Source organism: Pseudomonas sp. DSV-1 (assembly GCF_035830915.1).
In the GTDB taxonomy this organism is placed as follows: Bacteria; Pseudomonadota; Gammaproteobacteria; order Pseudomonadales; family Pseudomonadaceae; genus Aquipseudomonas.
The window spans coordinates 217,297-243,210 of sequence record NZ_JAYMYG010000002.1; the positions used below are offsets into that span (position 1 = coordinate 217,297).

The following is a 25,914-nucleotide window of genomic DNA, read 5'->3' on the forward strand; positions in this document are numbered from 1 at the left end:
GGATAGAGCTCACTGAAGTGTCTCTATCTTCAGCTCCTGCCCATCGAATTCGGCCATGGCATCCAGTACAGCGCCTTTGAAGTACGCAAGCGACGCGCGGTCGAAGAGGATCTGGAACGCCGGCTGCCCTATCGATCCAAGGTTGATCACGATCACGTTGATGCGCGCTGCAGAGGTCTGCGCAACGGCGCCTGGCGGGAACGCGGCAGGACGCAGGTCGACGCCGCAGAGCTTGGCCATGACCTCGGCGATGGACACGCCGCTCAAGTGAAGCCAGGCATGGCTGTCCTCCCGGGGCAGCAGATAGTTGGCGCTGTGATCCAGCTCCCAGCGCGCTTCCTCATCGGCGATGCGTTCGCCACGGTCCTGAAGACTGCCGAGGATCAGGTATTCAGTCTGTGACAGACGCGCCACATAGCTGCCATCGGCCTGAGTGATCGCCCGGTTCGGCGCATCCGGCAGGCTGAAGCCCCGGGCCTGCAAGTAATCGGCGCTCTGCTGACCGCGAAAGCCAACCCTCGGCACTTCGGTCAGGTCGACCAGCACACATTGTTGTAGAGCGCCGAGCTGAAGTGGAGCGGGTTCGATGTAGCTTTCTGTGTTGAGGCTCGACATGTCAGAGCTCCTGGCGCTGGTTTTCAGGATCGAAGAAAGGCAGTTTCACCACGGTGGCCTGGACTATCACGCCGTCCTCGACACGAATCGAAATCTGCTGCCCTGGCTGGCTTTGATCGAACGCGGCGTAGGCCAGACCGATGATCTTGTCCAGGGATTGCGAGTACTCGCAGGACGTCACGTTGCCGCTGATGTCCCGACCGCTGAGCACCAGATGGCCTTCCAGCGGTTGCGGACTGGCCTTGGGCAGCGTGAAACCCACCAGTTTGCGTTTCTGCGGCTGGGCTTCGAGGATGTCCACCGAGCGGCGGCCTACGAAGAACGGCTTGGTACGGCTCACCGCCCAACCCATGTCGATCTCGCCCGGATGGGTCATGCCGTCGGTGTCCTGACTGATGATCACGTGGCCCTTCTCCAGACGCAGCAGGCGTTGGGTTTCGACGCCGAACGGGCGGATATCGAAGGCTTTGCCGGCTTCCATCAATGCGTCCCACAGCTTCAATGCGTGACGAGCGGGAACGTGGATTTCATAGCCCAGTTCGCCGACGAAACCGACCCGCAGCAAGCGCGCCTTGATCCCCGCCACAGTGCCCTGACGCACACCCAGATAAGGAAAACCTTCAGCCGAAAGATCCAGATCCTGGCAGACCTTTTCCAGCACTTTGCGTGAATCCGGTCCTGCCACGTTGACCGCCGAAATCGCCGCCGTGACGTTGGCGATGTCCACATTCAGGCGCCACTGTGCGTTCCACTTGAGCATTTGCTGATAGATGCGATCAACGCCGCTGGTGGTGGCGGTGACGTAAAAATGGTGCTCGCCGAAGCGTGCGCACACGCCATCGTCAATGACCACGCCGTGCTCGTTGGTCATCAGCGCATAACGGGAGCGACCAATCGGCTGCTTGAGGAAGGCGAAGGTATACATGCGGTTGAGCAATTCGGCGGCGTCCGGACCGCGCACGTCCAGACCGCCCAAGGTCGATACGTCGATGATGCCGACCTTGTTGCGCACGCGCAGCGCTTCGGCCTGCATGCATGCCTCACGCTCGGTGGTCTTGCCGTAATAAGCCGGACGCTGCCAGATGCCGGCGGGCATCATTTTCGCGCCAGCCTCCACATGCCGTTTGTGCATTGGCGTCTGCCGGTAGGGGTCAAACGCACGCCCTGCGACGTGGGCCAGCTTCTCGGCCTCAAAGGGCGGACGAGCTGTGGTGACGCCGGTTTCGCTGATGCTGCGCTGGGTCGAAGCAGCAACCAGTCGCGCTGTCGGCAATGCCGAATGACGCCCCTGGGATGGGCCCATTCCTACAGTGGAGTAGCGCTTGACCAGTTGCACGTCGCGGTAGCCGATTTTGGTGGCGTTGATGATGTCGCGCACTTGCAGGTCTTCATCGAAATCGACGAAATCCTTGCCTTTGGGGTGCGGGAAGATCGGCCACGGGAAGTTGACCTGCGCTTCAGGGCGCATCGCCAGCGGCTTGGCGGCCAGATCCAGATCAAGCGCCATGACGATATCGGCAGCGGCATGAATGGCGTCGGCCAGCACGTTGTCCAGCGCGTGATAGCCGTGGGCCGAGCCCGCAACGCTGAGGTTTTTCGGCAGACCGCTGAGGTTGAACTCCGCCAGTTGGTCGTCGTAGGCCAGCTTACCACCGGCCTGACACAGCAGCTGATAGACCGGCATGTAGCCGCCGGACATGCACAGCAGATCGCAATCGACAACCAACCCGCTGCCGGCGACCTGACCTTGCCCGGTGATCGTGCGGATGTCGGCGCCGCTGACGTGATGCATGCTTTTTTCGTGCAGCGCCTCAAAAACCGTGCTGCCGAGATGGCAGGTGATGCCGCGCTTTTCCAGCGCCAGCAGCAGTGCGCGGTCGGCGGGGTTCCTGCGCATGTCCACCAGCGCAGCCACTTCTACGCCCTGATCGTGCAGGTCCAGCGCGGCCAGATAACCGTCATCGTTGCCCGTCAGCACCACAGCGCGCTTGCCCGGCTTGACTGCGTAGAGCTTCATCAGGCGTTGCGCGGCACTGGTCAGCATCACGCCAGGCAAATCGTTGTTACGAAAAATCACCGGCTGGTCGAACGAACCACTGGCGATCAGGCATTGCGTGGCGCGCACTTTGTACATGCGCTTGCCCTGAATCACCGGCAGGTAGTTGTCAGTGAACCAGGCGTTGCAAGTGGATTTTTTCAACACGCGAATGTTGGCGTGGCCTTCGACGGCGCTGACCAGTTCACGGCGCACGGTCTCGGCGCGAGTGCCTTCGAGATCGAAGCGGGCGTAAGTCAGCGAGCCGCCGAGGACCGGCTGTTGCTCAATCAGCAGCACTTTGGCGCCAGCGTTGGCGGCAGTCAGTGCGGCCTGAAGACCGGCAGGGCCTGCGCCGATCACGGCCAGATCAGCGAACAAATAGGCTTTGTCGTAATACTCGGGCTGGAATTTCAGATCGAGCACGCCCAGGCCGGCCTTCTTGCGAATGATCGGCTCCCAGAGTTTCCACGCGCCCTTCGGCTTGTAGAACGAGCGGTAATAAAAGCCCACCGGCATGAACTTGGAGAACTTGCCGAGGTAAGCGTCCTTGTCGTTGTCCAGCGAGCCGTTGAAGTTCTGCCCGGTGACCTGCACGCCGCTTTCCAACAAGTGACTGTCGGCCAGCACGTTGGGCTCGCTGGGCAACTGCACCAACGTGTTGGCGTCTTGCCCGGCCATGGTCAGGGGGCCGCGTGGTCGGTGGTATTTGAACGAGCGAGACAGCAGAAAGCGGCCGTTGGCAAGCAGGGCGCTGGCGATGCTGTCGCCGGCAAAGCCCTGATACGGCTTGCCATCGAAACTGAAATCCAGCGGCTGACTGCGGTCGATTAACAGACCCATGGGGGCGGGAAGGCGGCTCATCGGGCGGTCTCCTTGGCAGCGACGACGAACTCGACGCGCTGGCTGAACAGCTCTTTGGGATCGAAGGTGAGCAGGATTTCGTCGCTGCCGGTGTGACGCTCGGCCAGGAACCAATAGCTGGACGGGTTGTGAATCCACCATTCGCGAACCACACCCAGAACGTCTTCGCTGTTGAACACGTAATCGGCCCACTCGGCGTCGCTGCAGGTCTGAGGATCGGGCATCTGCTTGAACTCGCCGCCGTAGGTGAATTCGCTGATATTGCGCGGCCCGTTGAGCGGGCAAGTCATGATTTTCATCTCTCTCTCCTTACTCAATGGCGGTCAGTGACTGGCCGCTGTCGCGCCCATTTCGTTGACTTGCTGGAAGGTCGAAAACCGCTCCAGACCGAACGGTCTAATCAGTTCCGGCACCTTGCCGCCGCTGGATACAAGCTCAGCCATAGTCTTGCCGCAGATCGGCGTGGCCTTGAAACCCCAAGTGCCCCAGCCAGCGTCCAGGTAGTAATTCTTCACCGGCGACAGGCCCATGATCGGGCTGTAATCCGGGGTCATGTCGGTGATCCCGGCCCACTGGCGCATCAGCTTGGCGTTGGCCAGGAACGGGAACATTTCGATGGCGTGGGCCAGCAGGCTTTCTTTCAGATCGAGTGTCGAGCGGGTGTTGAACAGCGGGTAGGGATCGGAGCCGCCGCCGAACACCACTTCGCCACGGCTGGTCTGTTGCACGTAGCAGTGCAGGGCGGACGAACTCACCAGCGGGTCGAGGAACGGCTTGAACGGCTGGGTGACCATGGCTTGCAGCGGGAAGGTCTGGATCGGCGAGCGAATCCCGGCCTTCTTCATCAGCTGCGAGCTCATGCCTGCGACGGCCTGAACCGCGCAGCCGCACTTGATGGTGCCGCGATTGGTTTTAACCGCCGTGATGGTGCCGTTTTCGATGACCAGTTCCTGAACTTCAGTGAGCTGATGAATCTCCACGCCACGCTTGGCCGCCTGCTTGGCGTAACCCCAGGCCACGGCATCGTGCCGCGCCGTGGCGCCGTCGATGTGCCACAGGCCGGCAAGTACGGGGATGTGCCCCGGATCAAGGTTGAGCGACGGCACCAGTTCGCGAATCTGCTGGCGGTCGATCATCTCGGTGCGACCTCCGAAGTGTTTGTTGACCTCGGCGCGCTGACGAAACGAACGCACAGTGGCGTCGGTGTGGGCCAGGGTCAGCTGGCCCCGGTGCGAATACATGATGTTGAAGTCGAACTCGTTGGAGAGGCCTTCGAACATGCGCACCGATTCGGCGTAGAAACGCACGCCTTCGCTGGTCAGGTAATTGGAGCGGATCACGGCGGTGTTTCGCGCCGTGTTGCCGCCACCCAGATAGCCTTTTTCCAGCACCGCGATGTTGGTGATGCCGTGGTATTTCGACAGGTAGTACGCGGTGGCCAGGCCATGGCCGCCGCCACCGATGATCACCACGTCGTAGGAGGATTTGAGTTCTTTCGGCGCAGGCAGATCGACCTCGACCGGGTATTCCGAGCTGAGCCCGTATTTCAGGAGATTGAAAGGCATACGGCCTCCAAGGGGCTGCTGTGCAATTGGGACTGCTGAACGGCAGCGGTCACGGTGTTTTTCATCAGGAAGGCGATTGTCATCGGCCCGACGCCACCCGGCACCGGGGTGATCGCCGAAACCTGGGGCAGGGCGCTGTCGAAATCGACGTCACCCACCAGGCGGCTGCGGCCGTCTTCTTCAATACGGTTGATGCCGACGTCGATGACCACTGCACCTGGCTTGAGCCAGCTGGCGTCGATCATCCGTGGACGGCCGACGGCGGCGACGACGATGTCGGCCTGACGACACAGAGCCTTGGCGTCGACACTGCGTGAATGCACCACGGTCACCGAGCAATGGGCCTTGAGCAGCAGGGCTGCCATGGGTTTGCCGACGATGTTCGAGCGGCCGATGACCACTGCGTGCTTGCCGCTCAGGTCACCGCAGGCGTCTTCGAGCAACCGCATGCAGCCGCTGGGCGTGCAGGGCGTCAGCACATCGCGCCCCTGGCTCAGGCCGCCGACGTTTTCGCTGTGAAAACCGTCGACGTCCTTGCCCGGCGCGATGGCCTGCAGGACACGGGTTTCTTCGATGTGTGCAGGCAGCGGCAACTGCAGGAGGATGCCGTTGACGCCGTCGTCTGCGTTCAGTTCGGCGATCAGCTTGAGCAGCTGCGCTTGGGAGGTGTCTGTGCTCAGGCGGTACTCCAGCGAGCGGATCCCGGCCTCTTCAGCGCGCAGGATCTTGTTGCGCACGTAGACCTGACTGGCCGGGTCCTGACCCACCAGAATCACTGCCAGCGCAGGCTCGATGCCTTCGAGTTTCAGGTTTTGCACGTCGGCTTTGACGTGGGCGAGTACGCGGGCGGCTGCGGCTTTGCCATCGATTATTTTGGAAGTGCTCACCGGAAGATCACCGTTCTGTCCTTATTGAGGAAAACCCGGTGCTCCAGGTGGTATTTCACCGCCTTCGACAAGGCAACGGTTTCGGTGTCACGACCGGTGGCGACGAGATCATCCGGCAGATACACGTGATCCACGCGCTGCACTTCCTGTTCGATGATCGGGCCTTCGTCCAAGTCGCTGGTGACGTAATGGGCGGTGGCGCCGATCAGCTTCACGCCGCGCTCGTAAGCCTGGTGGTAAGGCTTGGCACCTTTGAAACCAGGGAGGAACGAGTGGTGAATGTTGATGGCCCGGCCTGACAGTTGCTTGCAGAGGTCATCGGAGAGGATCTGCATGTAGCGGGCGAGGACCACCAGATTGGTGTCGGTCTCGTCGACCACTCTCATCAGCGCTGCTTCCTGCTGGGCCTTGGTGTCCTTGGTCACCGGCAGGTAGATGAAACGAATGCCTTCGCGCTCGGCCATGGGGCGCAGGTCGAGGTGGTTGGAAACGATGGCGGTGATGGTCATGTCCATCTCGCCCTTGTGGTAGCGGTAGAGCAGGTCGGTGAGGCAGTGATCGAACTTGCTCACCATGAGCAGCACACGCATGGGCGCGCGGGTGTCGTGCAGTTCCCACTGCATATCGAACGCCTTGGCCACGTCTTCGAAACCGGCCTTGAGCTGGGCGATGTCGCCGGCGTGACCGTCGTTGAAACGGAACACCGCGCGCATGAAGAATTTGCCGCTGAATTCGTCGTCGAACTGCGCCATTTCACCGATGTAGCAGCTGTTGCCCGCCAGGTACGAGGTGACCGCCGCAACGATGCCGGAGGTCGCCGGACAGCTGATCTTGAGAATGAAATGGTTCTTTTCGTGTTGCATGGCATGTCCTCTGGAAGATGGCGGCAGTTCAGCAAATGGCTAACGATCAGCGCGAGAAATTCAGGGGTGAACAGGTAATTCGTGGATGAATAAAATTTCCTATCAGGAATTAAATATTCTCAAAGACTGTTTTATAGGCGAAAGGAAATGACCCGTCCAGAGGTTTCTGGAAACATTTTTAACTGGTGGGAATTATTGACTGGCTATGCTCTGTGGGAGCGCGGCGCTGAGCTGTAGCAAGCCGGCTTGCCAGCGACAGCGATTATGAAGGCGCGATCGTCGGTAAGCAGGACTGCCCGGGGATGGGGTGTGTAGCGATGAAAGGTTTTATTCCGCTGAACCGCCGTAATTCATGATCGACAACAACCGTATCGGCACCTGCACCAGTTCTTCCGGCCCATGAGGGATGTCGCCGTCGAAGGTCAGGCTGTCGCCCGCTTCCATGTGATACAGCTGATTGCCGTGGCGATACACCAGTTCGCCTTCCAGCAGATGCAGGAACTCCGTGCCCGGGTGAGAGAAGGTCGGAAATTCTTCGCTGGCGTCGTCCATGGTCACCATGTATGCCTCGAAACTCTTCTTCGGCCCGCGGGTGTGGTTGAGCAGGTGGTAGGTGTGGCCCTTCTCGGTGCCGCGTCGCACTACTTCCAGTCCTTCGTCATGCTTGACAAGCAGGGCGCTACTGCCTTGCTGGTCGTACTGGCTGAACAGCTTGGACATGGGCATGCCAAGCACGTCGCACAAGCGGCTCAGGTTATCCAGACTGGTGGAGACCTGAGCATTCTCGATTTTACTCAACATGCCCTGGCTGATTCCTGCGATGCGCGCAACATCGGACAGCTTCAATTCCTGCGCTTGCCGCTGACGCTTGATTTGGATACCCAGATATTGCTCAAGCTTCAACTTCGGTTGTTGTTCTACGGGCGTATTCATCGGGTATGCACGGTTTCCGTTCAATAAAATTAAATTCGCACCAGGAATGTGCGATTTGATTTATGGCTGCTCTATCTGCGACAGGATTATTCCCCTAGTGAAAACGATTTTCACATATGCAGAGCGGAAATTCCCCTTTATCAGCCTTTTTTTGCGCGCATTGCCGAGTTGGCAAGAGGCTTGCATTCCTGTTGAGAAAATAAGTTTCCTGCTTGGAATAAATAGCCACCAGGCAACAGAACTCTCATGCGTAGTTTTTCACCAGGAGTGAATGAATAGGATGTCGGGACGACTTTGCGTGGTCGCGATACGATCAGAGCTGCACTCGCCAAACGGTTCGCAGACTCTCCCGATATTCAGTGGACTGAAGGAAAAAACTGGATTATTGGCAACAAAGCACTCAGTGAGTGGCGTGTTCGTGGCACTGCTCCGGGGGGCGCTAACATCGATATAGTCGGCTGCGATCTATGGGAGTTTGAAGACGGGCTTATCGTCAAGAAAGACACCTACTACAAACAGAAAACATGATCGCAATGCTTCCTGCTAGTGACTGAAGCGCTAAGCTGTTGAGTTTATTTTAAAAGTGCCTCAGCAGTATGCGCAACAATGGTCACGAGCGGGATTGTTGTAGGCGAATTAAATATGCTTATTGGCAGTCAGTGCGCTTAATGGAATTGCGGGCGTGTGTTCACGACTCTTATGAAATGTCGATGAGCTTGTGGCTGTTGCTTGTAGTGGCCTGTCTCATATGAAATTAGCATTTGTAACGCTACTCCTGACGCGGGGAGCGGGTTTGAGTGATTCTATTTCTGAATAAATATCTACATCTTAACTAAGCGGATGATGACAATGCAAAAAATAATTAGAGAGGCAACACAAAACCTGTATGTGGATCCTGCTAACGCGGCCAAGACGGGGGATAGCTATATGTGTGAAGCGTCGCCCCAATTGATAATTGGCATTGGCGGTACAACCCGACCAGGCTCGTCGACAGAGCGAGCGTTGCGCATGGCATTAAAGGCAGCTGAGGAGCAGGGCGCGCGGACGATACTTTTTGACGGTCCTTTCCTTGCCTCCCTTTCCATGTATGACCCAGCTTCGGAACGTAGCGACGCAGAAAGAGAGTTGATCGAGGCTGTACGTAGTGCTGATGGACTAATTATTGCTAGCCCTGCTTACCACGGCGGCGTATCAGGTTTGGTGAAAAACGCGCTCGACCTGCTTGAAGAGACGTCTAAGGATACACGTCCGTATCTACATGGCCGACCGGTAGGACTGATTGTGACGGCGTATGGTTGGCAAGCAACTGGCGCTACCCTGGCTTCTCTGCGCACCATCGTTCACGCTCTGCGTGGTTGGCCGACACCATTTGGCGCTGGTTTTAACACCTTAGAGTCTCGATTCAGTGATGATGGGAGTTGTTCCGATGGTTCGGCTGCCAACTTGCTGGCACTGGTGGCGCAGCAAGTAATGAGCTTCAGTTTTCTTGATAAGAAAGCATAAGTAGTGGCCGTTTTTCCAAGTTCACAATAGTTCGATGGAGTACCGTATCGTTTATTCGTATGCAGGGCTATCGACAGGAGCATGTCAAGCTATGGCTGCCGATGGCAATCAAAGCTGATAATCCTTGTCGTATGCCATCATTTGGATGACTACGTGCGACCGAATGTCCAAGCACATAGCGTCGCCATGCTTAAAAGCATAGTTTTCGGTGCCTGCATTTAAATATATATTGTTGGTCTCGGTTACCAAGGGTGTTATTGGTTTTGATTGAGAGCGGCCGAAGAGTCGAGGGTTTATTTTTGTTGATGAGTACTCCATTGAGCCAAGACGATGGATGGAGTGTATAACCTCAATAAAAAATACCATAGCCTGTAGCCGGTGGCGTATTGATTCAGAATACTGGGCCTCATCGCTGCGTCGCTTGCGAGATATTAAAATATTTGTTGGTGCTCGATAAAGGGGCACCCATGTGTTGCCGCGGTGTAGGTGCGCACGCGTGCATATTTTCCATCTTGCGTTAATAACAATCACATAAGTTGATTGTTCTTCTGCTCTGCGATGCGTCCTGAAGGGGAACTGTATTAATGCTCAAAAATATATCGTTAATGTTTAAGCTCTCTTTGCCGCCAGCTGCGGCGCTTATTGGCTTGCTGCTGTTCGTAGCCTATACGGCCCTCCAGCTTGATAATAATGATGTCCGGCTCGTGACCCTGGAAGAACGAAGCTATCCGACTCTTGAAAATGCCGATGCGGTGATTTTCCAATTTTCCCGCGTGCCTGGCCTTCTTAATAACGCGGTCTCCGCTGGAGAAATGGGAACCTTTAACGATGCGCAAAAAGTTCTGGCGGAGATTGGTGTTAAGCAGCGAGCACTGCAAAATTTAACCCAAGAGCAACCTCCGCGAAATGAAGAACTGATCGCATGGATTGCCGCCGTAAAACGCTATACCGAAAATGCATTTTCGGCCACCGAGCTATTGTTAAAAGGTGCAGCTTTTGAGGATCTGCGCCCAAGCCTGGACCGTATGGCAAGCGATTTGGATCAAGCGGAAAAAGCAGGGGATTTATTTCGTAGCCACGCCTATGAGGATTTCCATACCAACCTATCGAAAACTCGTACCGAGAACGTTACGACCACTCGAGTGGGGTATGGTCTGAGCATAATCCTGGCTTTATTGGTAAGCATTGGTTCGGCAATGGTGATTCACCGAGTCATGAGCAACGTTCATGGCGTGATCACATCCCTTCGATCTATTGCCAGCGGAGACGGCGACCTCACTCGCCGCGTCAACGTCGAAACACACGACGAAATAGGAGTGATGATCAAGCTTTTCAACAGTTTCCTCGATAAGTTGCAGGTCACCATGCGGCAAATCATTGATGCTGCCGGTCCGTTGGAGCAAATGTCCAAAGACTTGTATCACCTGACCCAGGACACTGAAGAAAACGCACGCTCGCAAGAAGGCCACACCGACTCTATCAGCCGCGACATTTCTGCAATGACGCAAAGCATTCAGGAAGTGGCTCACCGCTCTCAGCAAGCCTCAGAAGTGGCGGCCGCTGCCTCCAAACAAGCAGAAACTGCACGGCAGAATATAGATAATTTGTCTTCCAGCATCAGTGACTTGGGCGGTAGTGTTTTGGGATCGGTGCAAGCGATGCAGCAGCTGGAAGAGGAGACGCAGCAGGTAGGCTCGGTACTAACAGTGATACGCAGCATTGCTGAACAAACAAATTTGCTGGCGCTCAACGCCGCTATCGAAGCTGCCCGGGCTGGCGAGCAGGGTCGTGGATTTGCCGTGGTGGCTGATGAGGTGCGCAATTTGGCCCAAAAAACAGCCATTTCAACGGCAGAAATTCAAACGATCATTCAGCGTTTGCAACTCAGTGCAAATGGTGTTTTGAACGTCATGACGCTCAACGGGGAAAAAGCTGAAGCGAGTATTGAGCGTTCCGTTGAGGCTACTCATACCCTTGAAGTCATCGCTAAATCCGTTCGTCAGATCGATGTGCTCAACGCAGGTATCGCTCAATTTACCCAAGAGCAGATCAGTCTATCTAAGTCGATTCAGAACGATACCGAAGTTCTTCAGACAGACACCCAAACAACCACCCATGGGGCCGACGCAATCGCGCGTTTAGGGAATCTCCGAACAAGTTTTCAAATGTGCTGAAATACGCCTGACCACCTGATCCGAGCCGCCTATGAGCCAGATGAGCTTTTCCGATTTCGAATACGCCGGCAAGCGCAAGCAGACACGCCGCGAACGCTTCCTCGCCGAGATGGATCAGGTCGTGCCCTGGACGGGTCTGCTGGGCCTGATCGAGCCGTTCTACCCCAAGGCCGGTGGCGGCAGAAAACCCTATCCTCTGGAAACCATGCTGCGTATTCATCTGTTGCAGAATTGGTTTTCCCTGAGCGATCCGACCATGGAAGAAACGCTCTACGAAATCACGCCCATGCGCCAGTTTGCACGTTTGACCTTGAGCGCCCCGATACCTGAAGACACCACGATCATGAATTTCCGGCACTTATTGGAAAAGCATCAGCTTGCACCTGCAATCCTCGCGGTCATCAATGGTTATTTGCAGGGCAAAGGCATGTCTCTGCGTCAGGGCACTATCGTCGATGCCACCATTATTCATGCTCCCAGTTCGACTAAAAACGAAGAGGGAAAGCGCGACCCCGAGATGCATCAGACCAAAAAAGGTAACCAGTATTTCTTCGGAATGAAGGCCCATATTGGCGCTGATGTCGAGTCCGGCTTGGTTCATCACGTCCACGGCACCGCCGCCAACGTCGCCGATGTCACACAGGTCGCCGAGCTTTTGCATGGCGAAGAAAATGCAGTGTATGCAGACGCCGGATACACCGGCGTTGAGAAGCGTGAAGAGCATGAAAATCGTGAAGTGATCTGGCAAATCGCGGCGCGCCGCAGCACCTATTCCAAGTTGAATAAACGCAGCGTGCTCTACAAGGCCAAGCGCAAGATTGAGTACTGCAAAGCCCAGACACGGGCCAAGGTCGAACATCCGTTTCGGGTGATCAAATGCCAATTTGGGTACGTGAAAGTGCGCTTTCGTGGGCTGATGAAAAACACGGCTCAGTTGACCACATTGTTCGCCCTGTCGAACCTGTGGATGGCTCGAAAACAACTGATGGGTATGGGCGAGTTGCGCGCTTAACATGGAAAACCGGGCGAAAAACGCCCTCGATGAACACTGCATCAGGTCGTTTTGAGCAAATAGCGCTGCGTGCCGTGCAAATTACGACTTGCGGCCGCCGCGCAGCAAGTTGATCGGAGCATCCTTAGGTATGTGCTCACAGATCGTCTCCTTTACTCATCAACCCGTACTTCACGGAACATGCCCATTTCCATATGGAAAAGCAGGTGGCAGTGATAGGCCCAGCGACCTAAGGCATCGGCGGTGACTCGATAGCTGCGCTTGGTACCTGGTGGCATGTCGATTGTGTGCTTGCGCACCATGAACTTGCCGTTTTCATCTTCAAGGTCGCTCCACATTCCGTGAAGGTGAATGGGGTGCGTCATCATGGTGTCGTTTACCAAGGTGATGCGAAGACGCTCCCCATACTTGAGACGAAGGGGCTCAGCGTCAGAAAATTTGATGCCGTTGAAGGACCAGGAAAACTTTTCCATGTGACCGGTCAAATGCAGCTCAATGGTGCGATTGGGCTCGCGGCCATCAGGGTCCTGGAAAGTGCTTTTCAGGTCTGAATAGGTGAGGACTCGACGACCATTGTTCCGCAAACCGATGCCTGGATCGTTTAGCTTTGGCGTCGGGGTCATGGCTTGCATATCAACCAAGGGGTTGTTGGTTTCGGAGGCTGGGTGAGTCTGCATTTCTCCACCCATACTACCCATGCCAGCCATCCCCGACATATCACCACCGCCCATTCCTGCCATCTTGCTGTGGTCCATGCCGGCCATGTTGGACATATCGCCTTTGTCCATGCCCGCCATCTTGCTGTGATCCATACCAGCCATGTTGGCCATGTCGCCTTTGTCCATACCAGCCATCTTGCTGTGATCCATACCAGCCATGCTAGTCATATCACCGCCGTCCATGCCGGTCATCCCGGTCATGTCACTTTGGTCCATGCCCGCCATCTTGCTGTGATCAATGCCAGCCATGCCGGACATGTCGCCGCTGCCCATACCAGCCATGCTGCCATGGTCCATACCAGCCATACCGCCCATTCCCATGTCATCCATGGACAAAAGAGGCCTGGGGTCGATCGCAGGCACTTGTGCCTTTAATCCTTCGCGAACTGCGAGGGTTCCGCGTGCATACCCGGTTCTGTCCATAGACTGGGCGAAGATGGTGTAAGCCTCTTCACTGGCGGGCTCAACTATCACGTCATACGTTTCAGCTACGGCGATGCGGAATTCGTCGACGCTGACCGGTTTGACGTGTTGGCCGTCGGCGGCCACAACGGTCATTTTCAAGCCAGGAATTCGAACGTCGAAATAGCTCATCGCCGAGCCGTTAATAAAACGAAGGCGCAGCTTCTCACCCGTTTTGAAAATACCGGTCCAGTTACCGTTGGGCGCCTGGCCATTCATGAGGTAGGTGTAAGTATCTCCACTGACGTCTGCGAGGTCAGTGGGGTTCATTTTCATTTCTGCCCACATCTTTCGGTCGGCTACGGCAGATGACCAGCCTTGCTTGCTGACATCGTCGATGAAATCGCCAACGGTACGTTTGTGGTGGTTGTAGTAGTCAGATTGCTTCTTAAGCTTCGCCATGACGCGACTAGGATCTTCATCGGTCCAGTCAGTCAACATCACCACGTAGTCGCGGTTGTATTGAAAAGGTTCAGGTTCTTTCGAGTCGATAACGATTGGCCCGTAAACGCCTGCCTGCTCCTGTAAGCCCGAGTGGCTGTGATACCAATACGTACCGTTCTGATGGACCTTGAATTTGTACTCGTACATACCGTCGGGTGCGATGCCATGGAAACTTAATCCGGGTACGCCGTCCATATTGGCCGGCAGGATGATCCCGTGCCAATGGATGGAAGTGTCCTGGTCCAAGCGATTTTTCACACGCAGTGTGACTGTCTCTCCTTCGCGCCAACGCAGCAAGGGTCCTGGCAATGATCCATTGATGGTCATGGCCGTGCGCGGCGAGCCGGTGATGTTTACAGGGGTTTCACCAATAAACAGATCAAATTCGTTGCCGGTTAGGACGCTCGGCAGGCCTGGACTGGTCACTGCCCATACAGGAGTGCGCCACAGACCAAGGCCGCCAAGGATGCCGCCGGCGGCTAGGCCTTTAACGAATGTCCGTCTAGAGGTTTTGGAATGCATGCCGTTTATTTCCAATCAGTCAAAAGGGAGCCGTTCAAAACAACCCGTGAGTTGGCAAGATGAGCTTCGCTTACCGTTAAAAAGACGAATATTTACAGCAAGCGAGCTCAGAAATTGCCACATCTAAACCACCTTAGTGATTACATTTCTGTCAGCTTGGCCGCGTGCCTAATCGTTCAGCAGTTTTTATGATCCATCGCTTTGGCTTTGCTCTCAGCGACAGGCGGTTGAGAGCTCTGCGTTTGAGCTACCTGGTACGATTCCACCGAATTATTCCTGGCCAATTCCATACGTGCGAAAGTCCGATCACCACCGCCCTCAGCCATAGCCAAAGATGAAATGGTCAGAGCAGCGATGACGAACAAGGATTTGATAGTGTTCATTTTGGGTTTCCTCAGATCAGTACTGGCCGCCCCTGAATCCAATCGTGCATTGATTCGTAGCGGGTGAGCATTAGGCTCAATAGGACTATAAGACTCACCCGCTGTCGGGAAGCTTAGGCCAATATTACAGTTGCGTCAGGTTGCGATATTTCTCTTGAAGAACACCGTATTTAGTCCTTAAGGTCTCGGTCTTCCAGCGCGCATCGATATTTACTCACTAACAATATCAACGGGCGAACCTTTGTAGGTTTTCGTTACTCAAGGTGACTACGTCTTTGAACCTCTACTGGTCGGAGATGTGAATACCGGAGGTATCGCGTAGCACATTAAGTGAGCTTGTTGAGGATTATTGCTTGAGTATTAGTTTCGAAAAAGCGGTCGGCGTAGCGGAAAGAGCTTTGAATCTTCGTAGCCAAAGAGCCGAAATCCTGAGTAACAACATCGCAAATGCTGATACGCCGAACTACAAGGCCCGAGATTTAGATTTTTCTACTGTGCTCGCCCGCGAAATAGAAAAAACACCTGCCACTCTATTTTCTTTGGAAACGACAAATGTAAAACACATTGCCGGAATAGAATCCGTCAGTGATATTTATGGAGTTAGTTTGCTTTACAGTACACCGGCTCAACCTGCCATTGACCAAAATACTGTCGATCAGCAGGTTGAGGTCGCAAAGTACACAGAAAATGGAATACGTTTCGACGCCGCTTTTACTCGGTTGAATGGAGCATTCAAAGGTTTGCTCAAAGCTCTGCGAGGTGATTAGTAGCGCAAGGGCTTGCGAGCGGTAATTGTGGCCGACGTGGCTGCTTCGGTATTCCCTGAGGGGTTAACCAAGGGGAGCCCCTGTATACGGGGCCCTGACCATGGAAAGGTGCCAGCATTCAAGCGCTGATCTGGGAAGGAAAACCCAACGCCTCTACAGCTTTACGAATCTGCTCTGGGCTTTCGCTGCTTTCAACACTTACCTTACCGGCTGACCGATCCACGGAAACTGTAGCTTCGTTGTCCAGTGACTGAATCGCTTTGGTAATTTTGCTGACGCAACTGCCGCAACCAATGCCTGATACATCTAAGACGAACATGGTTATTCCTCTCGTGCTGAGCGGTCTCTTTTCACCGCACCGACAGCATCAACGTTGACACGATGGCAAGGTCAACAGCTATATGTTTCGGGTTGTGAGCGTCATTGATGGGTATTTGCGCAGACTTAACCAGCCGTTTGCATTTGACCTGACCAACCATTTGCAGCGTATTCGACCAGTACGCTTCTTTTGGCCATGGCCGGCAAAGAACGGCCAGAGGCGGACATTACAGCTCCTCTCGTTCCTCGCTCGCACTTGAAGCCTCTTTCCTGCCAGGGACTGTAGATGCTCTCTCCGTTCTTTGATCTTGTATAGGTATAGGGGGTATGCCTATCATGCACAATACATAGGTAGGGGGGGATCCCATGGGCCATATTGCAGCAAACAAAGAAAATCTTCTCAACCGCGTAAAACGCATAGCCGGACAAATCCAAGCCGTTGAACGGGCATTGGAATCGGATCTCGATTGCGCAAAAACACTACACCTTGTTGCTGCCACTCGCGGAGCAATCAACGGCTTAATGGAGGAAATCATCGAGGACCACGCGCGGGAGCATGTCGCGAACCCTGCGCTCAGCGAAGAAGAGCGTAACAAGGGCGTCGAAGAGCTTCTTGAAGCCATTCGCCGTTACGCCAAGTGAACGCATCTAGGTACACACTCATGAGCAGCACCAACATCAATTACACACACGACCACGTGTTCCTTGGCTCAGCGCACGACGAAAATGCCAAGCGTACGCTTTGGGTTGTGGCACTGACGGTGGTGATGATGGTTGGCGAGATCACCGCCGGCTATATTACGGGTTCGATGGCGTTACTGGCCGATGGCTTCCACATGGCAACCCATGCTGGCGCATTGGGCATCGCGGCCGCCGCTTACGGATACGCAAAACGCCATGCTTCCAGCCAGCGCTACAGTTTCGGTACCGGAAAGGTTGGAGACTTGGGCGGATTCGCCTCGGCACTGATTCTCGGTATGGTCTCCCTGGGAATTGGCATTGAGTCTGTCATGCGCCTCTTGCAGCCAACGGAAGTTCAGTTCGGCACCGCTACGCTCATCGCGATTGTCGGATTGATCGTCAACATTGTCAGTGCCTTACTGCTGGGCCACGGGCACAGTCATGGGCACGATCACGATCACGGCCATGCCCATCACGGGAACGACAACAACCTGAAATCGGCCTACGTTCACGTAATTGCAGACGCGCTGACTTCGGTTCTGGCCATTGCTGCACTGCTCGCCGGCCGGTATCTCGGCTGGGTTTGGCTAGACCCGGTTATGGGCATTGTCGGCGCCATTGTTATCGCGCGCTGGGCATGGACCTTGATGGGGGCCACCGCAGGAATACTACTGGATCAGACAGACGCACACGTTGCCGAGGAAATCCGCGAACTGATTGAGAAACCGGGGGATGCCACTATCACGGACTTGCACGTCTGGCGGATTGGACCGCAAGCCCATGCGGCCATCGTCAGCGTCCTTGGTGAGGCCACTGCGAACGCCGATAGAATTCGTGAACGTCTCAAGCCGGTCCACGAAGTCAGCCATCTAACGGTCGAGTTTCGACCTGTCTGATTCAGCGGCTCCCCACCATTGTCTCCAAAGGAACCCGCAATGCCTCCAGGGAAACGTGAACTGGCACGAATCGAACGTCGGTTGATGACCACGCTCACCGAAGCGTGCGAAACAGCCAAAGGTGAAATCGAAGGCTTTACCTGGCTCACTCATGCCGCTGACCTGAGCGCATTGGCTGAAACCCTGAAGGTAATCTGGGTGTTCGAAACCCAGGCTGACAGAAAGCGCGCCCAGGTTAACGCTAAGGCGCGCATCTTTGAGTTGACGGCCTTAGCGCTGAATGAGGCCAACATCGAGCTGATCCCTTCAGACCTTAACGTCCGCTTCGACTCTGAGGAGGAGTGTCAGCGAACTCACGGAGGTGACTGGAACACCCGCCTGACTCAATCACGTGTGTCCAAAGGTGGCTGACAATGGCTAAAGAAATCGAGAATCCCTGCATCTCAGTTTGCCAACTCAGTGGTGATCTGTGTGTGAGCTGTGGGCGAAGCAAGGAAGACATCAGAAAATGGAAACGCATGAAGCGGCCTGAAAAAATGGCCGCTGTGCAAAGGGCGAATGTGCGCTTGAAGGGACTGAAGAAAGCACATGGGTAGTCACTTGCCCAGGTTTACCGCTTTGGGTCGTTATGAGCCCCTCAGCTTTGATGTCTGGTTGGTCAAATTCTCAATCGCTGATCAGTCAAATGCGAATGACTGGTCAGGTCGTATGCAAACGCATGGCAAGTGCGCTGCAATTTTGCAGCTCAGTCAATTCGGGTATTTCTCAGTCTCAATGCATTGAAAACTACAGATGCAGAACTGACGCTCATGGCTATGGCAGCGATCATTGGCGACAGAAGATGTCCCGTCAGTGGATAGAGCAAGCCTGCGGCAAGAGGAATGCCCATTGAGTTGTAAAGAAAGGCGAAACCCAAATTTTGCCGCATGTTTTTTACTGTTGCGACCGAAAGAGCCCGTGCTCGTAAAATTCCCATCAGGTCACCTTTTACCAGCGTGAGTTGCGCGCTATTCATCGCTACGTCAGTCCCTGTCCCCATGGCAATGCCCACATCTGCTCGGGCCAGAGCTGGTGCATCGTTGATACCGTCACCGGCCATGGCGACCTTCCGGCCGTATTGCTGAAGGTCTGCGACCAGACGCTCCTTGTCCTGAGGTTTCACTTCACCATGGACTTCTTCAATCCCCATCTCCCTGGCGACTGCCCGAGCGGTGGATAGCCCGTCGCCAGTTGCCATGATGATTTTGATGTCATCAGCCTTGAGTTTGGTGACTGCTTCTTTGGAGGTCGGCTTAATTGGATCTGATACTGCCAACAACCCCGCCAATGCCCCGTCGACTGCGAGGTAGATGATGCTAATGCCATCACGTCGCAACGCCTCAGCACGCTCTTGTAGGGGAGTGGCGCTTACGCCTACGGCTTCCATCAATGCGGTGTTCCCCAGCTCGATCTTCTTACCATCAACGATCCCACTGACCCCAATACCTGAACCAGACTCGAAAGACTCTGGCTTGGTGAGCTTAATGTTCTTAGTTCGGGCGTGATCGACGATTGCATGAGCCAAGGGATGTTCGCTGCCCTGATCAAGACTGGCAGCAAGCTGGAGAACATCGTGGGGATTGAAACTGGGTGTGGCCTCCACACTGTGAAACACTGGCCGTCCCTCTGTCAGGGTGCCGGTCTTATCGACAATCAGCGTGTCGATCTTGCAAAGGTTTTCGATGGCGCTGGCATCCCTGAACAGCACCCCCATGCTGGCCGCTTTACCCGTCGAAACCATGATCGACATGGGCGTAGCAAGACCTAGCGCACAGGGACAAGCGATGATCAGCACAGCAACAGCGTTGATCAGACCAAACACCCAACTGGGCTCAGGGCCAAAAAGCCCCCAGCCGACAAATGTCAGTATCGCAATCGCGATAACACCCATCACAAAGTAGCCAGCAATCGAGTCGGCCATTCGTTGCATTGGTGCTTTGGACCGCTGAGCCCGAGCGACCATCTGTACTATCTGTGACAGCATGGTCTCGGCGCCGACCTTCTGCGCCTCCATTACCAAGCTGCCATGTGTATTGAGCGTGGCACCGATCAGACTATCTCCAGCTCTCTTCATTACCGGCACTGGTTCGCCAGTAAGCATGGACTCATCCACCGCACTTTCACCTTCCAGTACTGAGCCATCAACTGGAACCTTTTCACCGGGTCTGACCCGTAGATGGTCTCCAAGGTGGACATGGGTGAGAGGAATGTCTTCTTCCTGTCCATCGGTATTGATCCGGCGTGCTGTCTTGGGCGACAGGCCGAGAAGGGACTTGATGGCGGCGGAGGTTTGCGATCGTGCTTTGAGCTCAAGAATCTGCCCAAGCAAGGTGAGTGAGATTGTAGTGGTCAACTTATCCCGGACACGACTTTAAGTTTTTCCTCGGCCCGCGCTGGAGCCAACCCATCGTTGAATTGATGAGGCCTAATCCAATTGTAGCGATGCATCAAAAAATGGCTGATATCGCGCTGTGCTTCCTGCGCAGTTCGATAGCCCACGGTCGGTATCCATTCTGTTTTCAAGCTGCGAAATACGCGCTCCATCGGTGCGTTATCCCAGCAGTTTCCTCGTCGACTCATGCTCTGGCGCATGCGGTATCGCCACAACCGCTGGCGAAAGAGTCGGCTTGCATATTGCGATCCCTGGTCCGAGTGGAATAGCAGATCCGAAGGCCTGCCACGCTGCTCGTAAGCCATATCTAGCGCTTTGATCACCAGCTCAGCGTCTGGCTTTTCCGACAGCGCCCAGCCCACGATCCGACGCGTACAAAGATCCAGGACGACAGCCAGGTAATGCCACTTTCCTTGCGCCCAAATGTAGGTGATATCGCCGCACCAGACTTGATTGGGCGCTGGCACGTCGAACTCGCGGTTCAATGTGTTCGGGATATCCAGTCTTTCTACTGTTGCTCGTTTGTAGGCATGGGAGCCGGGTTGTTTGCTGACTAAATCAAGCTCGCGCATCAAGCTGCGCACTTTGAATCGACCGATCTGCTCACCGTCTTCACGCATCAGCGACAAAATGCTGCGACTGCCCGCAGCACTGCGACTTTGTGAGAACAGCTCACTGACACGCCTACGCAATCGAAGCCGTTCAACAGCGGGTGAGCGGCGCCGCAGGCGCTGGGCGTAGTAACACGAGCGAGTGACGTCAAACACCTTGCACAGCCAATCAACCGGCTCATGTGCGCTCAACTGGTCAATCAGCGCGAACGCTCGTGATCTTCCGACATCAAGAGCGCGGTAGCCTTTTTTAATATTGATTTCTCTCGCTCAAGCCGAGCAATCCGAGCTTCCAGCTCCTGAATTTTTTGCTGTTCAGGAGTCAGTGCTTTGTTCTGCGGGGTGACGCCTTTATGTTCTTTCTGAATCTGGTCAACCCAGCGGCGCAATGCCGACTCACCAATGCCGAGTGAACGGCTGGCTTCGATGTAGCTGTAGTTTTGCTTGAGCACAAGGTCGGCAGCCTCGCGCTTGAATTCAGGAGTAAAGGAGCGGCGTTGTTTGGTCATCTGACACCTCGATCTGGCGAGCATTCTCGCCTAAATGGGTGTCCGGTTTCATTAGACCACTACAGATGATGACCGCTGCGGCTTCGAAGTAGACGCCGATGCGTCCATCTTGCATGAAGGTGGCCGGAAAGCTTTGAGGTAAGAGCGTTGCCATGACGCTGTAAAGGTATGCTGCGGCGGTACCCAACCCAATCAGTGTCCACATATTTGGACTGCGATTTCTAATAGAGGCTATGCCTCTGACAAAAAAAGGCCAACCTGCCCACAAGGTCACCGGTGTCGCCAGAGCCAGCTCGATCCAGTTTTGGATCGGGCCATGGAAAAGTTGTAACGTGTGTCCCGCCATGGCGAGCAAGGTCACTATCACGGTTAATGGCAGCGACCACCAAAAGCGGCGGGCGAAATCCCGGAGTTCAGGATTTTCTTCTTCATCGAGCGCGGGCATGACCGGCTCTAATGTCATGCCACATTTAGGGCAGTTGCCGGGTCCGGGCTGACGTATTTCCGGGTGCATCGGACAGGTAAACTCAGTGCCTGTTTGTACCGCAGACTCTGGAGTGGTGACACGGGATTCGGCGCTCGAAACATTACTGCTGAAGCGTTCAGGATCAGCTCGAAACTTCTCCTGGCATTTCAGGCTACAGAATTGATACTTCTGTCCCTGATAAGACTCACCAAATTTACTTGATGAAGTGACTGCCATTCCGCACACCGGGTCACGTAGATCATCGTCATTTAGCGGAGCAGCATGGGCGTGACTGTGGTCGTGGTGGCTCGATATGTTAGGCATGGCTATTTCCCTTCTTTGTCCTTGTGGGTTGCTGCCTGATCGCCATGGCGATGTCCAAAAAAATGCATCAATGGACAGATCAACAGAATCAGATAAGGCCAAAATGGATAAACGTGGCTGAAATGCTCCCGCAACACGTAGAAGGCACCAATCGCAATGAGCATGATTAGTACAACGCCTGTTTTGCGCCTCCAAAATGGTGCGGTGGTGTTTCCATCCAGACGCTGATGGTTACTCATGATCTAAGCCTCACTGTGTACTCTGCAACAGAGCGTAGCCAACTCCTGTGTCGAAGCGGTGGGAGAAGCCGGCTTAGGCTTATTTCAGGTCAAACTGACCGACCATTCCCGATTGGTAATGTCCGGGCACATTGCAGGCAAACTGAAGGCCTGTGCTGTCGTTGAAGGTCCAGATCAGTTCTTGGGTTGAGCCAGGCTCAATCAGGACGCTATTCGGGTCGTTGTGCTCCATTCCGACCATCTTCATTCCGCCCATGCTGTGGCTCATACCGCTCATCGTTTTCCCGGTACCGGTGGGGTTAAGCGTCCCGTTCTGGAACATGCTCGCCATTTCTTTTTGGTGTGCTGCATGAGCAGCGGCTTTGCCGATGTTGAACTCGTGCAGCAGCGAACCCTCATTGCGAAGGACAAATCGAATGGTTTCACCAGGCTTTACGTTGATGCTTTCAGGTTTGAAGAAAATATCGCCCATCTCGACCTCCACCGTACGGGTAACCTCAGAGGCGACTCCAGGCTGGCCGATGTCCTCTTTCCCATGCCCTGCGCTGGCCATAGCCGTAGCACCGAAGAGTAGAGTGATTGCCGCGATGACAGGGGTAACGAGCTTAATTTTCATAGTGACCTCGAGAGTAAGAGGAGTGGGAGCACTGGCTATGCTAAAGACACGGAGCTGCCAGTTAACTGACCTGAACACTACATTTCTGTCAGTTTTCAAAAAAGCACGGCGTCCAAACGACGCCGTATTTAACGTTACTGTTCAAAAAGCCCCTTGGAAGCCGTTTTTCACTGATGATTCTCTGAAAGCATCAATTTGTGCTCGCGCTGCATTTGGTTCAAAACGTCATCGACGATTTTGTCGTGCTTTTCCATCCAGGCGAGATGCTGCTGAGGTGACATTGAGGCGTCTGGATGATCTTTATGGAGTTGACTCATGAGCTCTCCCAGCATCTTCATATGCTCGGTCATGTGGACATGACGCTGACCTTCAGGGGCGTTTTCAGCTTGTATCAGGACAGCCTCTGCCTTGTTGCGCAGACCCTCCATGCGCTCTATCACCCGGTCTCCGCCACTTTCAGCCCATACAGAAGCTGAGACGAGTATTGAGCTCACAAAAAACAGAATTTTCAGGCGATTCATGGGGCAACTCCTTATGGAATTGTTTTCCGGCTCCCAAACGGTTCATGTTAAAGAGTCGGTCGAGCACCAGGAAGTACTCATGCTTGAACCCTAGACAGCGCTCGCTGACATCTACCTGAAGCCAATATTACTTTTCTGTCAGTTGCTGGTTGGCTGCCGGTTTTCGTTGCAGACTCCGCTTCATCACTATCAGAGAACGACCTCATGAGACTTCTTGTCGCTGAAGACGAACCAAAAATAGGTATCTATTTGCAGCAAGGACTCACCGAGGCGGGGTTCAATGTTGATCGTTTTACTAATGGAAAAGAGGCGCTTCAGCACGCTTTGAGCGAAGCGTATGACCTGTTGATTCTCGACGTCATGATGCCTGGATTGGATGGCTGGGAAGTTCTGCAGAAGGTTCGCGCTTCCGGGAAAGACGTCCCCGTGCTCTTTCTCACAGCGAGAGACCGCGTTGAAGATCGAGTTAAAGGACTTGAACTCGGCGCAGATGACTACCTGATCAAACCCTTCGCATTTTCTGAATTGCTTGCTCGAGTCAGAACGTTGCTGCGTCGCGGTAACAGCGCGCCTTCGCAAACCTACATGAAATTGGCTGATCTGGAAGTGGACCTCCTCAAGCGTCGAGCCATTCGTGGAGGCAAGCGAATTGACCTTACGGCCAAAGAGTTCGCGTTGCTTGAGCTATTGCTGCGACGTCGTGGGGAGGTGCTGCCAAAGTCACTTATCGCTTCCCAGGTTTGGGATATGAACTTCGATAGCGACACCAACGTTATCGAGGTTGCGGTTAGACGGTTGAGGGCCAAGATAGATGACGACTTTGAGGTCAAGTTGATTCATACCTCGAGGGGAATGGGTTACATGCTAGACGCGCCTGATTCGGAGTCGGAATGAATCGGATGTCCCTGACAACTCGCATGAGTCTGATGTTCATGCTCGCGGTAACGGCCGTGCTTACGGTCGCCGGACTTAGTTTCAACAACCTCAGTCGGCATCACTTTAAGATGCTGGATCAGCAGGCATTGAACGAAAAGCTCCACTCGACCCAGAGAATTTTGTCGGGGTTGAACACCATCGATCAATTCAGCGAATTTAAGCCTGAGTTGGAAGCGCTGCTGGGTGCTCACCGTGATTTGACGGCCCTAATAATCGATGGTGAAGGCAAGCTGCTGTTCGCAGATCCCGGTCCGGTAGATATTCCGAAGGAGTTCCGCACAACCACAAACAACAACGTCTGGGAGTGGCGGGAGCAAGAGCAGATGTTCCGTGGCGTGACAGCACAAGCCGTTGTAACGGGGCAAGACAAGCCGTTGACAGTCATTTTGATCTTTGACGTTACTCAGCATATGTCTTTTTTCGAGACGCTTGAGCGCTGGTTTTGGATAGGGCTGGTAATTAGCGCGTTGGTCAGTGCGGCGCTTGGCTGGATGGTAGCAAGCAGTGGCATGCGGCCTATTCGCCAGGTCACGCGGGTCGCCGCCTCTATGTCAGCAAAATCACTAAAAGAGCGCATCCCTTTAGCGCCTGTTCCTAAAGAACTTCAGCAAATGGTGCTGTCCTTTAACGCAATGCTGTCCAGACTCGACGATGCATTTGTCCGGTTATCGAATTTTTCCGCAGACATTGCCCACGAACTACGGACTCCTGTAAGCAACTTGATGACCCACACCGAAGTCGTGCTTTCAAGAAAAAGGGATATAGAAGACTACGAAGACAACCTGTACTCAAATCTTGATGACTTGAAGCGTATGAGTCGGATGATTGATGACATGCTATTTCTGGCGAAGTCAGACAATGGTCTGATCACCCACGAGAACAAACCAATAGATTTGGTGGAAGTCGTGGAGAAACTGCTTGAATACTACCGTCTTTTGGCAGATGAGCGAGGGATAGAACTGAAGGTTTCAGGAAGGGGCAGCGTCCGAGGCGATGTCCTTATGCTCCACAGAGCTATATCTAACCTGCTCTCTAATGCGCTTCGCTACACCTCGGAAGGGAAGATGATCAGTGTCGAAATCCTCCAGAAGGAGATGTCGATATTGGTCGTCGTGGAGAACCAGGGTGAACCCATTGCCCCCGAACATCTTGAAAAGCTCTTCGATCGTTTTTATCGCGTGGACCCAGCGCGCAGGGAAGGAAGCCCAAGCAACGCAGGGCTAGGTTTGTCGATTACCCGATCAATTATTGAGGCGCATGATGGCAAAATCTGGTGTACGTCAAGTGACGGTAAAACGGCCTTTCATCTCGAGTTTCCTAGTGTTGACTTGCAGGTCAGCTGAGCAATGCCGCATTTGTGATCAACGGCGTTAGCGCGACTTGGGCCTGCATCCAGTTTCGTAATTTTTTGAATGAGTGAATACCCCAGTATTTGCGGCGTGCGGTCTCGTTTCTAAGACTTGTGACCTTCGCCAATTCGATCCCAAACAGCGTGTCAAGCTGACTGAAATGTAATCGAACAGTTTGCGTTCGTGTGGCATCGTGTTCTTGCACTGTGACGTTGGGGCTTAGCGAGATGTTCGTGTTCAACCTGCACTAGAGATGGAAGCTCCGAGTT

26 protein-coding genes and 1 pseudogene are annotated in these 25,914 nt (G+C 54.4%); 11 read left to right on the plus strand and 16 right to left on the minus strand.

The window, feature by feature from the left end; genetic code table 11:
* Nucleotides 1–9: 9 nt before the first annotated feature.
* From VSQ83_RS25465 to VSQ83_RS25495, 7 genes are all read right to left on the minus strand, one after another.
* Nucleotides 10–615, minus strand: a complete 606-nt coding sequence (locus tag VSQ83_RS25465; RefSeq protein ID WP_096143095.1) for a sarcosine oxidase subunit gamma — start codon at nt 613–615, stop codon at nt 10–12.
* Nucleotide 616: 1 nt separating this feature from the next.
* Nucleotides 617–3,514, minus strand: coding sequence for a 2Fe-2S iron-sulfur cluster-binding protein (locus tag VSQ83_RS25470; RefSeq protein ID WP_096143096.1), 2,898 nt, complete (start codon nt 3,512–3,514; stop codon nt 617–619).
* A complete protein-coding gene (locus VSQ83_RS25475; protein ID WP_096143097.1) occupies nt 3,511–3,813 on the minus strand; it encodes a sarcosine oxidase subunit delta in 303 nt (100 codons plus the stop codon). The genes VSQ83_RS25470 and VSQ83_RS25475 overlap by 4 nt, the downstream gene beginning before the upstream one ends.
* A 24-nt stretch (nt 3,814–3,837) precedes the next feature.
* Nucleotides 3,838–5,079 carry an FAD-dependent oxidoreductase gene (locus VSQ83_RS25480; protein ID WP_096143098.1) on the minus strand — a complete coding sequence of 414 codons (1,242 nt, stop codon included), beginning with the start codon at nt 5,077–5,079 and terminating at the stop codon, nt 3,838–3,840.
* Nucleotides 5,061–5,966 carry a bifunctional methylenetetrahydrofolate dehydrogenase/methenyltetrahydrofolate cyclohydrolase FolD gene (gene folD / locus VSQ83_RS25485; RefSeq protein ID WP_096143099.1) on the minus strand — a complete coding sequence of 302 codons (906 nt, stop codon included), beginning with the start codon at nt 5,964–5,966 and terminating at the stop codon, nt 5,061–5,063. Before folD ends, VSQ83_RS25480 begins: the two co-directional genes overlap by 19 nt.
* A complete protein-coding gene (gene purU, locus VSQ83_RS25490; RefSeq protein ID WP_096143100.1) occupies nt 5,963–6,829 on the minus strand; it encodes a formyltetrahydrofolate deformylase in 867 nt (288 codons plus the stop codon). Before purU ends, folD begins: the two co-directional genes overlap by 4 nt.
* A gap of 327 nt (nt 6,830–7,156) precedes the next feature.
* Nucleotides 7,157–7,762 (minus strand): helix-turn-helix domain-containing protein, encoded by a 606-nt coding sequence (locus VSQ83_RS25495; protein ID WP_096143101.1) that lies wholly within the window; start codon nt 7,760–7,762, stop codon nt 7,157–7,159.
* A gap of 294 nt (nt 7,763–8,056) precedes the next feature.
* Between VSQ83_RS25495 and VSQ83_RS26865 the strand changes: the two genes are divergently transcribed.
* The 4 genes from VSQ83_RS26865 to VSQ83_RS25510 all read left to right on the plus strand — a co-directional run bounded on the left by VSQ83_RS26865 (nt 8,057) and on the right by VSQ83_RS25510 (nt 12,451).
* The gene (locus VSQ83_RS26865) at nt 8,057–8,290 is read left to right on the plus strand and encodes a nuclear transport factor 2 family protein (RefSeq protein WP_096143102.1); all 234 of its coding nucleotides are present in this window, start codon (nt 8,057–8,059) and stop codon (nt 8,288–8,290) included.
* A 321-nt stretch (nt 8,291–8,611) separates the two neighbouring features.
* Entirely contained in the window at nt 8,612–9,265 is a 654-nt protein-coding gene (locus tag VSQ83_RS25500) for an NADPH-dependent FMN reductase (RefSeq protein ID WP_229752097.1), read from the plus strand.
* A 584-nt stretch (nt 9,266–9,849) separates the two neighbouring features.
* The gene (locus tag VSQ83_RS25505; RefSeq protein WP_326427865.1) at nt 9,850–11,439 is read left to right on the plus strand and encodes a methyl-accepting chemotaxis protein; all 1,590 of its coding nucleotides are present in this window, start codon (nt 9,850–9,852) and stop codon (nt 11,437–11,439) included.
* A 31-nt stretch (nt 11,440–11,470) separates the two neighbouring features.
* Nucleotides 11,471–12,451 (plus strand): IS5 family transposase, encoded by a 981-nt coding sequence (locus VSQ83_RS25510; protein ID WP_106117533.1) that lies wholly within the window; start codon nt 11,471–11,473, stop codon nt 12,449–12,451.
* A 152-nt stretch (nt 12,452–12,603) separates the two neighbouring features.
* On the opposite strand, the gene VSQ83_RS25515 is transcribed toward VSQ83_RS25510, so the two are convergent.
* Both VSQ83_RS25515 and VSQ83_RS25520 read right to left on the minus strand, forming a co-directional pair.
* Entirely contained in the window at nt 12,604–14,598 is a 1,995-nt protein-coding gene (locus VSQ83_RS25515) for a copper resistance system multicopper oxidase (RefSeq protein WP_047303450.1), read from the minus strand.
* Between the two features lie 176 nt (nt 14,599–14,774).
* On the minus strand, nt 14,775–14,981 hold the full coding sequence (locus VSQ83_RS25520; protein WP_047303448.1) for a co-regulatory protein PtrA N-terminal domain-containing protein: 207 nt from the start codon (nt 14,979–14,981) through the stop codon (nt 14,775–14,777).
* A 353-nt stretch (nt 14,982–15,334) separates the two neighbouring features.
* On the opposite strand from VSQ83_RS25520, the gene flgB reads away from it, so the two are divergent.
* Complete coding sequence (gene flgB / locus VSQ83_RS25525) at nt 15,335–15,748, plus strand: flagellar basal body rod protein FlgB (RefSeq protein WP_047303446.1); 414 nt, start codon at nt 15,335–15,337, stop codon at nt 15,746–15,748.
* Nucleotides 15,749–15,866: 118 nt separating this feature from the next.
* Here flgB and VSQ83_RS25530 read toward each other — a convergent pair whose 3' ends face one another.
* Nucleotides 15,867–16,067, minus strand: a complete 201-nt coding sequence (locus tag VSQ83_RS25530; RefSeq protein ID WP_019821359.1) for a heavy-metal-associated domain-containing protein — start codon at nt 16,065–16,067, stop codon at nt 15,867–15,869.
* Nucleotides 16,068–16,432: 365 nt separating this feature from the next.
* On the opposite strand from VSQ83_RS25530, the gene VSQ83_RS25535 reads away from it, so the two are divergent.
* The 4 genes from VSQ83_RS25535 to VSQ83_RS25550 are packed head-to-tail and all read left to right on the plus strand — an operon-like array spanning nt 16,433 to nt 18,239.
* Nucleotides 16,433–16,708 carry a metal/formaldehyde-sensitive transcriptional repressor gene (locus VSQ83_RS25535; protein ID WP_047303444.1) on the plus strand — a complete coding sequence of 92 codons (276 nt, stop codon included), beginning with the start codon at nt 16,433–16,435 and terminating at the stop codon, nt 16,706–16,708.
* Between the two features lie 20 nt (nt 16,709–16,728).
* Nucleotides 16,729–17,643: a CDF family Co(II)/Ni(II) efflux transporter DmeF gene (gene dmeF, locus VSQ83_RS25540; RefSeq protein ID WP_314492650.1), complete on the plus strand. Its 915-nt coding sequence runs from the start codon at nt 16,729–16,731 to the stop codon at nt 17,641–17,643.
* Between the two features lie 39 nt (nt 17,644–17,682).
* Entirely contained in the window at nt 17,683–18,054 is a 372-nt protein-coding gene (locus VSQ83_RS25545; protein ID WP_047303440.1) for a hypothetical protein, read from the plus strand.
* Between the two features lie 2 nt (nt 18,055–18,056).
* Nucleotides 18,057–18,239: a DUF1289 domain-containing protein gene (locus VSQ83_RS25550; protein ID WP_050683282.1), complete on the plus strand. Its 183-nt coding sequence runs from the start codon at nt 18,057–18,059 to the stop codon at nt 18,237–18,239.
* Between the two features lie 149 nt (nt 18,240–18,388).
* Here VSQ83_RS25550 and VSQ83_RS25555 read toward each other — a convergent pair whose 3' ends face one another.
* The 6 genes and pseudogenes from VSQ83_RS25555 to VSQ83_RS25580 all read right to left on the minus strand — a co-directional run bounded on the left by VSQ83_RS25555 (nt 18,389) and on the right by VSQ83_RS25580 (nt 23,360).
* Nucleotides 18,389–20,035, minus strand: a complete 1,647-nt coding sequence (locus VSQ83_RS25555; RefSeq protein ID WP_326427866.1) for a copper-translocating P-type ATPase — start codon at nt 20,033–20,035, stop codon at nt 18,389–18,391.
* A protein-coding gene (locus VSQ83_RS25560; RefSeq protein ID WP_094991569.1) for an IS3 family transposase occupies nt 20,032–21,194 on the minus strand; the annotation gives its coding sequence in 2 pieces (ribosomal slippage) (nt 20,032–20,939 and nt 20,939–21,194; 1,164 coding nt in all). The genes VSQ83_RS25555 and VSQ83_RS25560 overlap by 4 nt, the downstream gene beginning before the upstream one ends.
* A 49-nt stretch (nt 21,195–21,243) precedes the next feature.
* Nucleotides 21,244–21,984: pseudogene (locus tag VSQ83_RS25565) on the minus strand (YHS domain-containing protein); the annotation flags it as partial.
* Nucleotides 21,985–21,986: 2 nt separating this feature from the next.
* Nucleotides 21,987–22,223 carry a DUF2933 domain-containing protein gene (locus VSQ83_RS25570; protein WP_047303434.1) on the minus strand — a complete coding sequence of 79 codons (237 nt, stop codon included), beginning with the start codon at nt 22,221–22,223 and terminating at the stop codon, nt 21,987–21,989.
* Nucleotides 22,224–22,302: 79 nt separating this feature from the next.
* Nucleotides 22,303–22,839, minus strand: coding sequence for a cupredoxin domain-containing protein (locus VSQ83_RS25575; protein ID WP_326427869.1), 537 nt, complete (start codon nt 22,837–22,839; stop codon nt 22,303–22,305).
* Nucleotides 22,840–23,006: 167 nt separating this feature from the next.
* Nucleotides 23,007–23,360: a co-regulatory protein PtrA N-terminal domain-containing protein gene (locus VSQ83_RS25580; protein ID WP_042556871.1), complete on the minus strand. Its 354-nt coding sequence runs from the start codon at nt 23,358–23,360 to the stop codon at nt 23,007–23,009.
* Between the two features lie 204 nt (nt 23,361–23,564).
* Here VSQ83_RS25580 and VSQ83_RS25585 point away from each other — a divergent pair, with 204 nt between their 5' ends.
* Complete coding sequence (locus VSQ83_RS25585) at nt 23,565–24,254, plus strand: heavy metal response regulator transcription factor (protein ID WP_047304368.1); 690 nt, start codon at nt 23,565–23,567, stop codon at nt 24,252–24,254.
* Nucleotides 24,251–25,639 (plus strand): heavy metal sensor histidine kinase, encoded by a 1,389-nt coding sequence (locus tag VSQ83_RS25590; protein WP_047304366.1) that lies wholly within the window; start codon nt 24,251–24,253, stop codon nt 25,637–25,639. The genes VSQ83_RS25585 and VSQ83_RS25590 overlap by 4 nt, the downstream gene beginning before the upstream one ends.
* The last annotated feature ends 275 nt before the right edge of the window (nt 25,640–25,914 follow it).